The 14,108-nt window shown below is 58.4% G+C and carries 14 protein-coding genes; 8 read left to right on the top strand and 6 right to left on the bottom strand.

The window, feature by feature from the left end; genetic code table 11:
• Positions 1-15: 15 nt before the first annotated feature.
• The gene (locus B0H98_RS08250) at positions 16-702 is read right to left on the bottom strand and encodes a response regulator transcription factor (protein WP_106374591.1); all 687 of its coding nucleotides are present in this window, start codon (positions 700-702) and stop codon (positions 16-18) included.
• Positions 703-982: 280 nt separating this feature from the next.
• On the opposite strand from B0H98_RS08250, the gene rdgB reads away from it, so the two are divergent.
• From rdgB to B0H98_RS08230, 4 genes are all read left to right on the top strand, one after another.
• On the top strand, positions 983-1,591 hold the full coding sequence (gene rdgB, locus B0H98_RS08245; protein ID WP_106374590.1) for an RdgB/HAM1 family non-canonical purine NTP pyrophosphatase: 609 nt from the start codon (positions 983-985) through the stop codon (positions 1,589-1,591).
• Entirely contained in the window at positions 1,584-2,753 is a 1,170-nt protein-coding gene (gene hemW / locus B0H98_RS08240; RefSeq protein WP_106374589.1) for a radical SAM family heme chaperone HemW, read from the top strand. Before rdgB ends, hemW begins: the two co-directional genes overlap by 8 nt.
• A 31-nt stretch (positions 2,754-2,784) precedes the next feature.
• On the top strand, positions 2,785-3,459 hold the full coding sequence (locus tag B0H98_RS08235) for a YiaD family glycine zipper/OmpA-like lipoprotein (RefSeq protein WP_106374588.1): 675 nt from the start codon (positions 2,785-2,787) through the stop codon (positions 3,457-3,459).
• Positions 3,460-3,542: 83 nt separating this feature from the next.
• On the top strand, positions 3,543-4,388 hold the full coding sequence (locus B0H98_RS08230) for a 23S rRNA (adenine(2030)-N(6))-methyltransferase RlmJ (protein WP_106374587.1): 846 nt from the start codon (positions 3,543-3,545) through the stop codon (positions 4,386-4,388).
• A gap of 6 nt (positions 4,389-4,394) precedes the next feature.
• Here B0H98_RS08230 and B0H98_RS08225 read toward each other — a convergent pair whose 3' ends face one another.
• The gene (locus B0H98_RS08225) at positions 4,395-4,955 is read right to left on the bottom strand and encodes an Lrp/AsnC family transcriptional regulator (protein ID WP_208623597.1); all 561 of its coding nucleotides are present in this window, start codon (positions 4,953-4,955) and stop codon (positions 4,395-4,397) included.
• Here B0H98_RS08225 and rarD point away from each other — a divergent pair.
• Complete coding sequence (gene rarD / locus B0H98_RS08220; RefSeq protein WP_106374586.1) at positions 4,954-5,874, top strand: EamA family transporter RarD; 921 nt, start codon at positions 4,954-4,956, stop codon at positions 5,872-5,874. The genes B0H98_RS08225 and rarD overlap by 2 nt on opposite strands.
• A 17-nt stretch (positions 5,875-5,891) precedes the next feature.
• On the opposite strand, the gene mnmE is transcribed toward rarD, so the two are convergent.
• The 4 genes from mnmE to rpmH form a co-directional block, all read right to left on the bottom strand.
• Positions 5,892-7,262, bottom strand: a complete 1,371-nt coding sequence (gene mnmE / locus B0H98_RS08215; RefSeq protein ID WP_106374585.1) for a tRNA uridine-5-carboxymethylaminomethyl(34) synthesis GTPase MnmE — start codon at positions 7,260-7,262, stop codon at positions 5,892-5,894.
• A gap of 98 nt (positions 7,263-7,360) precedes the next feature.
• A complete protein-coding gene (yidC, locus tag B0H98_RS08210; RefSeq protein WP_106374584.1) occupies positions 7,361-9,052 on the bottom strand; it encodes a membrane protein insertase YidC in 1,692 nt (563 codons plus the stop codon).
• A gap of 114 nt (positions 9,053-9,166) precedes the next feature.
• Positions 9,167-9,568 (bottom strand): ribonuclease P protein component, encoded by a 402-nt coding sequence (gene rnpA, locus B0H98_RS08205; RefSeq protein ID WP_106374583.1) that lies wholly within the window; start codon positions 9,566-9,568, stop codon positions 9,167-9,169.
• 13 nt (positions 9,569-9,581) lie between these two features.
• A complete protein-coding gene (rpmH, locus tag B0H98_RS08200; RefSeq protein ID WP_087106981.1) occupies positions 9,582-9,716 on the bottom strand; it encodes a 50S ribosomal protein L34 in 135 nt (44 codons plus the stop codon).
• Positions 9,717-10,250: 534 nt separating this feature from the next.
• On the opposite strand from rpmH, the gene dnaA reads away from it, so the two are divergent.
• The 3 genes from dnaA (at position 10,251) to recF (ending at position 14,077) form a co-directional block, all read left to right on the top strand.
• Positions 10,251-11,714, top strand: coding sequence for a chromosomal replication initiator protein DnaA (gene dnaA / locus B0H98_RS08195; protein ID WP_106374582.1), 1,464 nt, complete (start codon positions 10,251-10,253; stop codon positions 11,712-11,714).
• A gap of 57 nt (positions 11,715-11,771) precedes the next feature.
• A complete protein-coding gene (gene dnaN / locus B0H98_RS08190) occupies positions 11,772-12,875 on the top strand; it encodes a DNA polymerase III subunit beta (RefSeq protein WP_106374581.1) in 1,104 nt (367 codons plus the stop codon).
• A gap of 98 nt (positions 12,876-12,973) precedes the next feature.
• Entirely contained in the window at positions 12,974-14,077 is a 1,104-nt protein-coding gene (gene recF, locus B0H98_RS08185) for a DNA replication/repair protein RecF (protein ID WP_106374580.1), read from the top strand.
• The last annotated feature ends 31 nt before the right edge of the window (positions 14,078-14,108 follow it).

Genomic DNA, 14,108 nt, shown 5'->3' with positions numbered 1-14,108 from the left:
CCCACGCTCCTGAGCCTAGTGTTTCAGGCCGCGCGGCTTATCGATCGCCGGCAGGATGGGGCCCAGATTCTGGTGAATCCAGTTCAGCGCTTGAATGCGGTTATGTACGTTGATTTTTCGAAAGATATTATAAAGGTGCGATTTGACCGTATGTTCACTGACAAACAGGCGCTCGGCGATCTGCTGGTTGGAGGAGCCGGCCTTGAGCAGCGAGATGATTTCAATTTCCCGGTTGGTGAGCCCGCAGGTCGGCCTGAACGCATTGTTCTGTGATTTGCGGTAAAACAGGATCAGCTTCGCCATCAGCTCACGTGACATCCAAAGCTCGCCATTCAACAGCGCGTGAACACCCTTGCAGATAATATCCAGGCTCTGCTCACGGTAGAAAACGCCGGTGAGATGTGCGCAGGAGAGGGCCTCCAGCGCATGATCCATATTGCGGATATTGAAGGCCGCAAGCGTTGCCTTTGAAAGCGCATCCGGCAGGTGGTCCTGCCACTCGGGTAGCGCATCGATGCTGATGTGGTCGCTGTCGATCAGCAGCAGCAATTTTTCCGACATGCCCATAGAAAGAGCAGAATCACGAGAGTAAATGCTTACTTGATAACCAGTATGCTTGTTCAGGTATTCTGCAAATAGCTGAGATTGGGGGCTTTGTTCGGTGATGATATACACCGAATCGTTGGATTGTTCCCGCTTCATGAGAAAACCTCTGGTAAGAAGGAGTGAGCCATTAACGGAGACAGTGTTATCCATAAGTGTGGTTTCGTAAAGTTTTGTTACTAGGTGCTTTGTAAATAAGATTTTTCTGATTAACTTGAAAACGCGCTATATATTAATAAGCTGTTGTAATTAAATATGTTTAATTATCTTTTTGATGCTTTGATTTCCAATATCTAAATATACATTTGGTAACATTTTGTTAGATAGGAAACGAATTTTTTAGGCGTAAACTGGCTTTCCAATGCGTGGAGATACTCTGATGTCCGTGGTTAATACCCTTGTTCTGGCCAGCGGTAACGCCGGAAAATTAAGAGAGTTCAATCAGTTACTGGCACCTTTAGGCTTTGACGTTCGTCCGCAGGCTGATTTTGGTGTACACGATGTCGAGGAAACCGGACTTACCTTCGTGGAAAATGCTTTGTTAAAGGCGCGTGAAGCGAGCCGGGTCAGCGGCTTGCCTGCCTTGGCAGATGACTCCGGGCTTGAAGTGGATGCTCTGGCCGGCCAGCCGGGAATCTATTCGGCACGCTACGCCGGCGAGCCCAAAAGCGATCAGCGTAACAACGAGAAGCTTCTGGCGGCGCTGAGCGACTGCGCCGAGGGTCAGCGCACCGGGCGTTACTGGTGTGTGCTGGTCTATTTACGCCACCCGGCCGACCCCGTGCCGGTCATCGTGCAGCGCAGTTGGGAAGGCGAGTTGCTTGCGCATCCACGCGGTGAACAGGGCTTTGGCTACGACCCGCTTTTCTGGCTGCCTGAACAGAGCATGAGCGTGGCGGAACTGCCCAGCGAAATGAAGAATCGCTTGAGCCATCGCGGTCGCGCGCTAAAAGGCCTGGTGGATATGCTCAAGGTGGCGCATGGCTAAGCCATTGCCGCCGCTGTCGCTGTATATCCATACCCCGTGGTGCGTTCGCAAGTGCCCCTATTGCGATTTCAACTCCCACGAGCCCGAGTCGCAAACGCTGCCAGAGGCGGCGTATCTCGATGCCCTCTTGAAAGACCTGGACGGCGATCTTGCGCTTGCCGCCGGGCGTGACATACACACCATCTTTATCGGCGGCGGCACGCCGAGCCTGCTGTCTCCGGCCTTCTATAAGCGTCTTTTCGAGCGCATTCAGCAGCGCCTGGCGTTTTCAAAGGATATTGAAATCACCCTGGAAGCCAACCCGGGTACCACGGAGCAGGACCGCTTTACCGGCTATCGGGAAGCGGGCATCAACCGGCTTTCGCTGGGTACGCAAAGCTTTCAACCCGCCCAGCTCAGCGCGCTTGGCCGTATCCACGGCGCCGATGAAGCGATCAGTGCGGTGGGCCAGGCGCGCACGGCGGGCTTTGAGAACATCAATATCGACCTGATGCATGGCCTGCCCGGCCAGACGCCAGAGCTCGCCCTGGCCGATATCGACCAGGCACTGGCGCTGAGGCCGGATCACCTCTCCTGGTATCAGCTGACCCTTGAACCCAATACGGCGTTTCATTCCCACCCGCCGGTGCTGCCCGAAGAGGAGGCGCTTTGGGACATTCAGGAAATGGGCCACCAGCGTCTGGAGCAGGCCGGCTTTTCGCGCTACGAGATTTCTGCCTATGCAACGCCGGGCAAGCAGAGCCGCCATAATCTCAACTACTGGCAGTTTGGCGACTATCTGGGTATCGGGGCCGGCGCCCACGGCAAGCTGACCGTGATCGATGCTGACGGACAATGGCATATCGAGCGGCGCTGGAAGACCCGCCAGCCGCAGGCTTACTTGAGGCGCATGGATGATCCGCGCGGCTTTCTGGCCGGCAAGCAGCCAATCGCCCTGGATGAGCTGCCGCTGGAGTTCGCCATGAACGCGCTGCGCCTGACCGAAGGCGTCACCCTGGCCACCTGGGCGGCGTATACCGGTCACCCGGAAGAGGTCTTGCTTGCCCGGTTGCAGAGTGCTTCCAAAAAAGGACTTTTGATGGAAATGCCTGAAAAGCTGCGTGCATCGCCCCAAGGTCTATTATTCTTGAACGAGTTGCTGGCCTTGATCAGCGACGAGTAACTCAAGCGCAAAGACAAACAAGGAGTGAGTGATGCGTATTTCTCGACTACTGACCCCGCTGGCAGCCGCCATCCTGGTAGCCGGCTGTGCTACTTCCGACCCTTACGGTGGCCAGACGCAGCGTTCATCTACCGGCGTTGGCACCGGGATTGGTGCCGCGGTAGGCGCCGCTGCCGGCGCGCTTTCCGGGGGTAGCGCCACCAGCCGCCGTGACCGCGCGCTGATCGGTGCCGCCGTAGGGGCAGCTGCCGGTGCGGGCGTGGGTGCGTACATGGACCGTCAGGAGAACCAGCTGCGTGAAAGCCTGCAGGGTTCGCGCATTGAAATCGACCGTCGCGGCGACGATATCGTGCTGAACATGCCCAGCAGCGTTACGTTTGGCTTTGACTCTTCTGATTTGACGAGCGATGCGCGCAGCGCGCTCAACGAAGTGGCCAATGTGGTAAGCCAGTATACCGATACGCGAATCAATATCGCCGGCCATACCGACAGCACGGGTGATGCCAGCTACAACCAGCGCCTCTCCGAGCGCCGTGCCCAGGCGGTAGGTAGCTACCTGAGCCAGAACGGCGTTTCTTCCTCACGCCTTAACACCGTGGGTTACGGTGCCAATCAGCCGGTCGCCAGCAACAACACCGACCAGGGCCGTGCCCAGAACCGCCGCGTAGAGATCACCTTGACACCTACCGGTAACGGCCAGGGCTAAGACTTTCTTACCCACGCATTGCCGTTCAAAGCCCGCTATGCTCCCATAGCGGGCTTTTTTCGTTCCTTACTTCACGAGCTAACATGCTGTCTTACCAACACGCCTACCATGCCGGTAATTTTGCCGATGTACACAAGCACCTGACGCTTTACGCGGTCATGGATTATCTATTACGTAAAGAAAAAGCCATTACATATATAGACACGCATGCCGGTCGTGGGCTTTATCCACTGGCTACCAAGGAGACCCAGCGCCTCCAGGAGTACCGTGAGGGCATCTGGCCGCTGTGGCAAGCGCGTGAGCAGCTGGATGATGCGTTGCTGGGTAGCTGGCTAAGCGCCATCGCTGAAGTACAGCCAGATAATCATGCATTGACGCACTACCCCGGCTCGCCCTGGTGGCTGAGCCGGCCGCTGCGCAAGCACGACCGGCTGCACCTGTTCGAGCTTCATCCGGGCGAACACCAGCATTTGAGCGCCCAGGCGCTGCCCGCGCAGGCCAAGCGCGTGTACGGCGATGGGCTGGCGGGGCTTGGGGCAATGCTGCCGGTAGCGACGCCGAGGCTTTGCGTGCTGATCGATCCAAGCTTCGAGCGCAAGGCGGAGTACCAGGAGGTGGCCGACACCGTTATTCATACGCTGGAAAAGGCCCGCCATGGCGTGGTGCTGATCTGGTACCCGCTGCTGTCCGCCGGGCATCACCAGGTGCTGCTGGACGCGCTGAAGGGTAGCGGTATACGCAAGATATGGCGCAGCGAGCTTTTATTACGCGCGCCCGGCGAGCAGACCCACGGCATGTACGGCAGCGGCATGCTGGTCATCAATCCGCCCTGGGGCCTCGATGAGCGCCTGGCCGCCGCCATGGCCGAAATCACTCCTCGCCTGGGCAAGGAAAGCCGCCATGAGGCGCAGTGGTGGGTGGAGGAGTAGCGAGAGCTAGATGACCTCCAGCGTGGTCTTGACCCGGTCCAGCACCACGATGGTTCTGAACCATTTGACGTTGGGGTTGTTGTGAAAAAGCGTGTCGCAGAGCTCCTGAAACCGGCTCATGCTGGGCACCAGCAGGACCAGCATGAAGTCCGCCTCGCCGGTCACGTAGTAGCACTGTTGTATTTCTGGCCCGGAAAACTGGGCCTTGAGCAGCGCAAGGTCGGCGGCGTGAGTCTTGCTTGCCTGCACTTCCACCAGCAGGGTGATCACCTGGCCCAGACGGTCGGGGTCGAGTACCGCCACGTTCGCCTGAATGAAGCCGCCGCTCTTGAGCTTCTGTATGCGCCGCTGTACCGACGCCGTTGACAGATGAACCCTTTCGGCCAGCTCGCGAAGCGGCGTCTGGCAATCCTTTTGTAAAAGCTCAAGCAGGGTGCGATCAAAATTATCCAGCGTCATCAGGGGCGCCCGGTGAGAAAATTTATCGCCGACGGTAGGTAATACAAGCGCCTTTATCAAGCGTGCTGCAATAAAATGACGCTGAATTTCCCGACCGGACCTGCTCATGCGCACGGACTCCACGACGGCTGCTGGCGTTACGTTGAACGTGATCGCCTCGGCCTTGTTTGCTTTACTGTTTGCCTATACTGCTCTGCTTCCGGCCATGGAAGGCGGTGAGATCTACGGCTGGCGGATCCTGCTGACCTTTCCCTGCCTGAGTCTGTTCATCCTGTGGCGGGGCTATGGGGCGCAGGTAGCGACGCTTGGCCGGCGCCTGATCACTGAGCGCTACTTCTGGGCCACCCGGCTGGTGTCAGCGTCCATGCTGGGCATTCAGCTCTGGCTGTTCATGTGGGCGCCGCGCAATGGTCAGGGCCTCGCGGTATCGCTGGGCTATTTCATGATGCCGATCACCATGGTGGTGATCGGGCGCATCGCGTTCGGCGATCGCCTGTCAGGCTTTCAGAAAGTTGCCTGCCTGCTGGCGGTGGCGGGTATCGTCAATCAGCTGGTCATATCGCAAACGCTGGCCTGGCCTACCTTGACGGTGTGCTTAGGCTACCCGGCCTATTTCTGGCTACGGCGCAAGACCGATACCAACCACATTGGCGGGCTCTGGCTGGATATGCTGCTTAGCCTGCCGGTGTGCCTTTACTTCATTGTCGATGGCGGACCCATGACGGAAGCACTCGATGCCGAAGCTATCGCCCTGGTGGTGGGATTGGGACTGCTTAGCGCGCTTGCGCTGGGCTTTCAGGCGCTCTCCGCTCCGCTGCTCAATCTAAGTCTTTTTGGCCTGCTGGTGTACGTTGAACCCGTGCTGCTATTGGGTGTGGCGCTGCTGTTAGGCGAGGCAATCGATGCTCGCGAATGGCCGACCTATATCGCGATCTGGCTGGCGGTGACGGTGCTTATGGTGGAAGGCGCGCGGGAGTTGCACAATCGTCGCTACGCGCCTGAAAAGTCGGCCCACGGGGCAAAGTGATAGTGCCCCTGGCGAGCTTACTTACCGATACAGAAACTGCCGAAAATCTCACCCAAGAGATCATCGGCGCTGAAATCACCGGTGATCTCGCCGAGCGCCTGCTGGGCATCGCGCAGGTCTTCGGCCAGAAGTTCGCCGGCGCCAAAGCCTTCCAGCTGGGCACGGCCGTTATCGAGCGCTGCCATGGCCCGATCCAGCGCATCCAGATGGCGCCGGCGGGCAGAGAAGCGGCCTTCAGTGGTGGCGGCAAAGCCCATCACACTTTTCAGATGCGTTTTCAAGTTATCCACACCGGCGCCGGTCTTGGCCGAAAGGCGGAGGGTGGGCGTGGCTGTGGATAAATCAATCTCCGCCGGTTCGGCGCTCGTGTCGATCTTGTTGCGCACCAGGGTCAGACGGGTCTGATCGGGCAGGCGTTTCACAAACTCCGGCCAGATCGCCATCGGGTCAGTGGCATCGGTGGTCGAGGCGTCCACCAGCAGCAGCACGCGGTCGGCACGCTCGATCTCCTCCCAGGCGCGGGCTACGCCAATTTTCTCCACCGCATCCGGCGTGTCACGCAGGCCCGCCGTATCGATGATATGCAGCGGCATGCCGTCGATATGGATGTATTCGCGCAGTACGTCCCGGGTGGTGCCGGCAATATCGGTCACTATGGCGGTGTCCTGCTCGGTCAGGGCGTTCAAGAGGCTCGATTTACCCGCGTTGGGGCGCCCGGCAATCACCACGCTCATGCCCTCACGCAGTAGCGCCCCTTGGCCGGCCGCCTTGCGTACTTCACCGAGCGCCTGCTGAACGCCTGCCAGGTGGGTGGCCACGTGGCCATCGGCGAGAAAGTCGATCTCCTCTTCCGGAAAGTCGATCGCGGCTTCGACGTACACGCGCAGCTCGATGAGCCGAGTAACCAGCGCCGATACGCGGCTCGAGAACTCGCCCTGAAGCGAGCGTACGGCGTTTTCCGCCGCCGAGCGTGAGGTGGCATCGATCAGATCGGCAATGGCTTCTGCCTGGGCCAGGTCGAGCTTGTCGTTGAGAAAGGCGCGCTCGGAGAACTCGCCGGGGCGGGCGAGGCGCGCTCCCAAGGCCACGCAGCGCTCGAGCAGCATGTCCATGATGATCGGGCCACCGTGGCCCTGCAGCTCCAGCACGTCCTCGCCGGTAAACGAGTGGGGCCCGTTGAACAGCAGGGCAAGGCCTTCGTCAATAACGCCATCAGCGCCCTGGAAAGGGCCGTAGTGGGCGTAGCGAGGCGCCGGGCAGTGCCCGAGTACCGCCTCGGCGATTGCGCGGCAGGCGGGCCCTGAGACACGAATGATGCCCACACCACCACGCCCGGGCGGGGTAGCCAGTGCCGTGATCGTATCCTGGGTATAAAGTCGTTCAGCCATGGCGCGCCTCTTTGATGGATGAATACATTGTGAATTTGTCGTCTATAAAACGCCAGACCCCCGCACGAGGGCGGGGGTCTGGTAGCGTAAGCGGACGATTACTTGGTGCGTAATCCCTTGCCGACGCTTGGGTCTTTCTCGATGCGCTTGGTAATGAAGTACTGCTGCGCCACCGAGATGATGTTGTTGACCACCCAGTAGATAACCAGGCCGGCCGGGAACCACAGGAAGAAGAAGGTGAAGATGATCGGCAGCATCTTCATGATCTTCGCCTGCATCGGGTCCGGCGGAGTCGGGTTCAGCATCTGCTGAACGAACATGGACACACCCATCAGAATCGGCAGGATGAAGTACGGGTCCTTGATCGACAGGTCCTGAATCCAGAAGATGAACGGCGCGTGGCGCAGCTCGACGGACTCCAGCAGCATCCAGTACAGTGCGATGAACACCGGCATCTGGATGACGATTGGCAGACAGCCGCCCAGAGGATTGATCTTCTCCTTCTGGTAGAACTTCATCATCTCTTGAGACATCTTCTGGCGGTCATCGCCATACATCTCTTTAAGGCGCTGCATTTCCGGGCCGAGCTTGCGCATCCGTGCCATCGACTTGTAGGCCTTGGCAGAAAGCGGGAAGAGAGCGGCCTTGACCAGCACGGTCAGCAGCACGATCGACCAGCCCCAGTTGCCTACGATGTCGTGGATCTTGTCCAGCAGCCAGAACAGCGGGTTGGCGATGAACCACAGCCAGCCGTAGTCCACGGTCAGACGCAGGTTGGGCGCTACCTGTTCCAGGTAGTCCTGAACCTTGGGGCCCATGTAGAGCGTTGCGCCCAGGGTGGCTTCGCCTTCGGCGGCAATGTTGCTGGTCGGGCCAGCAAAGGCTACGACGTTACGACCACTTGAATCGGTGGTGACGTAGTAGAGGTTCTGCTGGTCCTGCGCCGGTGCCCAGGCAGAGACGAAGTAGTGCTGGATAATCGCGACCCAGCCGCCCTGCGCTTCGCGGTTTTCAAAGTTGCGATTTTGAATGTCTTCAAAATCGATCTTTTCATAACGCGCGTCTGGCGTGGAGTAGGCAGCACCGATATAGGACTTCATGCCCAGGGCAACGCCGCTGGACGGGTCGGGGCTATTATCACGTGCCAGCTGGCCGATAAAGCGTGCGCTGACCGGCGCATCGGTGTTGTTGGCGATATAGTAATTCACGCCCACCGCGTAGTTATCGCGCTTGAACGTCAGGCGCTTGATCACCTCGACGCCATTGATGTCAGCGCGCAGGTCAACGTTCAGCTGATCCTGATCATCGGCCAGGCGGTAAGCGGTGCTTTCCGGCGTGAAGGCGATACGGCTTGCCTGACCGTCCAGCTGCAGGCCTGAGCGCGCGACGTAGCTGCGCGTGGCGTTGTCCGAAAGCAGCACGTAGTTGCGTTCGGTATCCAGCGTCATCTTGTGCTGGGGCAGGGCGGCATAGACGATATCGCCACCTTGCGGATCAATGCGCACGTCGAGAACATCGGTAGTCACCGCGATAAAGTCACGGCTCGAGGTTTCGCTTTCGGTATCGCCAGCCAGGCCTTCGCCTACTGCACTGTCCGGTGCCGACGTTGACGGAACCGCCAGGTCGTCATTACCACTTTGTGCATTGGGCAAAGGCGCGCTGTTGCTGCTTTGCGTAATCTCGGGCGTCGAGTCGTAATCTGTCGGCCCATAATCCTGATTCCACTGGATGACCAGCAGATAGGCAAGTACTGCCAGTGGAATCAGTAAGAGAAGTCGTTTTACGTCCATGAGGGGTCTGCCCGCTGGGTGATGAACATGCTATGGCGCAGTGTCATTTACTCGACCCATGACACACGAAAGCCTGCCAGGCGGCAGGCCGAGGTCGAGCGGCGAGATGCATCGTCAAGCGTCACGTGTTACGCCATCAGGCGGTGGTGGTGCTGGTACCGTCTGGGCGTCACGCTGAAGGCGTTTCCACATGCCGTGTAGCTGGCGGTTAAGCGTTTCGTTATCGATATCCTGCGCACCGCGCTTGGCCAATATCACGATATCCATGGAGGGTAGGTGATGCTGACGAAGTCTGGCGGACTCACGAACAAGACGCTTGAAGCGGTTGCGATCTACAGCGCGCTTTACATTCTTCTTGCCTACCACCAGTCCAAAGCGGGGGTAGCCCCGGGTACTCATGCGCGCTAGCGCCATCATACCTTTGCCATGCACTTTGAGGTCGGCTTGCTCAAACACGTGACTGAAATCCCCGGCGTTTAAAAGACGTAAACACCGGGGAAAGCCTTGATGCGGCACACGCAATCCGAGATCAGGCGCTCAGACGCTTGCGGCCTTTCGCACGACGGCGCGAGATAACGGCGCGGCCGTTCTTGGTTGCCATGCGAGCACGGAAGCCATGCGTGCGCTTGCGTTTGAGAACGCTGGGTTGAAAAGTGCGTTTCATAACTCGTAATTCCCACGTGGTTTAGGACGGATGTGAATCCAAAAGACCCGGTCCAGTGAGGAAACTAGCCGGGGAGTTTCAATTCAAGACCGGAAATTGTAGAGACTTCCCGCGTCGGGTGCAATTTTTCCTTGCATAAAAACCAACAAAAAGGCAAAGGGCCAAGCCCCGATGACCCATCGTCGTTTGACACACCGACAACTACTATTACTAGTTAAGGTTTTTAAATGATGTTGTTATTAATAGTGGGGATACTATTTGTGGATAAGCACTTATTCCTTTTATTTATCAAATTACTAAAATCATAAAAACAGTGTGCATAAGTGCCGAATAACCGGTCGGTAAACTGTTGGTTTGGTGTGAGTAGAGGTGTGGAAAACCCTAAAAAGCAGATCTGTCCCCATCTCTTCAGGAGGTTGTCCCACGTGCTCATGACAAGTTGTCCACAGGCGAAAAATCGCCTCCAAACCCGTGTGGATAACCGGGGCTTAGGGCGCTACAATGGTCGGCCGTTTTCAACTGATGGTGAGATGAGTGTCACTCGCGCTTTGGCAACAGTGCCTGGACTACCTGCAGGACGAATTGAATTCCCAGCAATTCAATACCTGGATACGTCCGCTGCAGGCAGAAGAAGGAGAGTCCAACGAGCTGCGCCTACTGGCGCCTAATCGCTTTGTGCGCGACTGGGTGAGTGACAAGTACGCCAAGCGAATCAGCGAACTCATCCGCGAACTCGCACCGTCCAAGCCCCCCAAGGTAAGCCTGACCGTAGGCAGCCGTCGGCCGGCTACCCCGGCCACGGCGCCGCGAGACCTTGGCAATCCGGTGTCGGCCTCCCCGGAGGCGCCCGCCGTGCATACGCCGGCGCGCGGCGATATCGGCGATGAGCGTGAAATCGACCAGCTGCGCGAGCGCGAAGAGGCCCCGCGGCGACGCAACAACGAGCGCCAGGTCCAGGTAGAAGGCAGCCTCAAGCACGGCAGCGGCCTCAACCCCAATTTCACCTTCGATACCTTCGTGGAAGGTAAATCCAACCAGCTGGCCCGTGCGGCCTCGCGCCAGGTATCAGAAAACCCGGGCGGCGCCTATAACCCATTGTTTCTGTACGGCGGCGTGGGTCTGGGTAAGACTCACCTGATGCACGCAGTGGGCAACGCGCTGGCGGGCCGCCGGGATAACGCTCGGGTGGTGTATCTGCACTCCGAGCGTTTCGTGGCCGACATGGTCAAGGCGCTTCAGCTGAACGCGATCAACGACTTCAAGCGTTTCTACCGCAGTGTCGATGCGTTACTGATTGATGACATTCAGTTTTTTGCCGGAAAGGAGCGCTCTCAGGAAGAGTTTTTCCACACCTTCAATGCGCTTCTGGAAGGCGGTCAGCAGATGATTCTGACCTCCGACCGCTATCCAAAAGAGATCAGCGGCGTGGAGGAGCGCCTCAAATCGCGTTTCGGCTGGGGGCTGACGGTGGCCATCGAGCCGCCGGAGCTGGAAACCCGGGTGGCTATCTTGATGAAAAAAGCCGACCAAGCTAAGGTCGAGCTGCCACATGATGCGGCGTTCTTTATTGCTCAGAAGATCCGTTCCAACGTTCGTGAGCTGGAAGGCGCGCTCAAGAAGGTCATTGCCGACTCCCACTTCATGGGCAAGCCGATTACCCAGGACTTCATCCGTGAATCATTGAAGGATCTGCTTGCGCTTCAGGACAAGCAGGTGGGCGTGGACAATATTCAGCGCACGGTCGCCGAGTACTACAAGATCAAGGTCGCGGATCTGCTGTCGAAACGGCGCTCGCGTTCCGTGGCCCGCCCGCGGCAGGTGGCCATGGCCCTGGCCAAGGAACTGACCAATCATAGCCTGCCGGAAATCGGCGACGCTTTTGGCGGCCGCGACCATACCACGGTGCTTCACGCCTGCCGCAAGGTGAAAGCGTTGCAAGAGGAGAGCGCGGATATTCGCGAGGATTACAAGAATCTGCTGCGCCTATTAACCAGCTAACCATCCAAGGGATAGGCCTGCCGTCTGCAGGTTTTCAGGATATAAACCGGAGTGTTGATGAAATTTTCAATTTCCCGAGAAGCGTTGCTACGCCCGCTGACTCTGGTGGCGGGCGTGGTCGAGCGGCGCCAGACGCTGCCTGTACTTTCCAACGTACTCATACAGGTAGAGGGCGATCAGGTATCGCTGACCGGCACCGACCTTGAAGTCGAGCTTATCGGCCGTACCGTGGCAAGCCAGGTTGACCAGCAAGGGGGGGCTACCGTGCCCGCTCGCAAGCTGATGGATATCTGTAAATCGTTGCCCGACCAGTCGGAGATTCATCTGGCGGTTGAAGATGGTCGCGCCGTACTGCGCAGCGGCCGCTCGCGGTTTACGCTCTCTACACTGCCCGTGGCAGAGTTCCCCAATATCGAAGATGGCGACGGTAGCCAGGAGCTCAGCGTTCCCCGGGGAACGCTCAAGCACCTGATCGAAGCGACCTCCTTTGCCATGGCACAGCAGGACGTTCGTTACTACCTGAACGGCATGCTGCTGGAAATCCAGAGCAACCTGCTGCGTACCGTCGCGACCGACGGCCACCGCCTTGCGATGTGCTCGCGCCCGGTGGAAGTGGCGGTCAGCCAGTCGCAGAAGCTTATCGTGCCGCGCAAGGGCATCATGGAGCTGTCACGCCTGCTGGATGACAGCGACGAGCCCGTCAGCCTGACGCTGGGTTCGACCCACGTGCGCGCTCACACTGGTGACTTTACCTTTACCTCCAAGCTGATCGACGGCAAGTTCCCCGATTACGAGCGCGTGGTTCCGCGCAACGGCGATAAGGTATTGATTGCCGAGCGCGCCGAGCTGCGCCAGGTACTTTCGCGTACGGCGATCCTGTCCAATGAGAAGTACCGCGGCGTGCGGCTTTATCTTGAAGAGGGCAACCTCAAGGTAATGGCCAACAACCCCGAGCAGGAAGAAGCCGAAGAGAACGTTGCCGTTGAGTACAACGGTTCGGCCATGGAAATAGGTTTTAACGTAGGCTATCTGGTGGATGTACTGTCGGTCCTGAATGAGGACAGGGTACAGCTGACCCTTGCCGATCCCAACAGCAGTGCGCTGCTGGAAGAGCCCGGCGGCGGCGATGCGCTGTACGTCGTCATGCCCATGCGGCTGTAACAAACTGCTGAACCACTGTTGAGCAAGAGCGGCGCTTCTGGCAGCAGAAGCGCCGCTTTGTCTTATGGCGTGGCTGCGGCCATCACCTGCGAGTTGACATGAGCCTCATACAGCTTAATTTCCAGGGCTTGCGGAATCTGACGCCGCTTGAAATGCGACCTTCTTCCGGCATCAATATCATCAGCGGCCCCAACGGTAGCGGCAAGACCAGCCTGCTCGAGGGCATCCATGTGCTGGGCATGGGCCGTTCGTTTCGTACTCGCCAGCTCAAGAATGCCATTCAGGCGGATCTTCCCCATATGACGCTCTATGGCCGGCTTGCCGGTGAGCCGGAGGTGAGCATAGGGGTGCGCCGTTTGCGGGCGCAGCGCGAGCTTGAGCTGCGTTTGCGCGGGGATAAGGACGTTCGCCTGGCCGAGCTTGTCGAGGCCATGCCACTGCAACTGATCAACCCTGATGCTTTCAGGCTTCTGGAAGGCTCGCCTGCCGGGCGGCGTGAGTTCTTCGATTGGGGAGTGTTTCACGTGAAACATGACTTTCTCGAGGCCTGGAAGCGCGCACGGCGCGCAGTGAAACATCGGAACGCGCTTCTCAGGCGTGGTAGAATAGATCCCCAGGAAATGGCTGCCTGGGAGCAGGAGCTGGCCCTTTGGGGCGAGGTCGTCGATAGACTGCGCCGCGAGTGGTTCAACGAGTTTCTTCCGGTATTTGAAGAGACGTTGAACGTACTGCTTCCGCTGCCCGGCTTGAAACTTGGCTACGCGCGGGGCTGGGATAAGCAGCGCAGCCTTTTTGATGTGCTGGAAGGCAGTCGGAGCACGGATCAGCAGATGGGGTTTACCCAGCAGGGTCCACAGCGTGCGGATTTGCGTATCAGGCTCAACAAGCAGCCCGCGGTTGAAGTACTTTCCAGAGGCCAGCAGAAGCTGGTGGTCAGTGCATTGAAACTCGCCCAGGGGCGGTTTCTGGAAAGAACAGCACAGCGGCACTGTATCTATCTGATCGATGACTTGCCGGCCGAACTGGACGCGCAGCATCAACAGCGCTTTTGTCAGTTGCTTGAAGAGATGCAGTGCCAGGCATTTATTACCAGCGTTGAACCCACTGCACTACAACGCACATGGCAACCCCAGACGGCAGTAAGCATGTTTCACGTGAAACATGACGACCAGGGGTTCGGTCAGTTGAGGCAGGACGGGTAAACGACACGGAACGAGACAGACTTCACGACGG

The organism is Vreelandella songnenensis, assembly GCF_003002925.1.
Taxonomy (GTDB): domain Bacteria; phylum Pseudomonadota; class Gammaproteobacteria; order Pseudomonadales; family Halomonadaceae; genus Vreelandella; species Vreelandella songnenensis.
The sequence above is the reverse complement of the archived record's forward strand: the minus strand, read 5'-3'. Positions and strand labels throughout refer to the sequence as shown.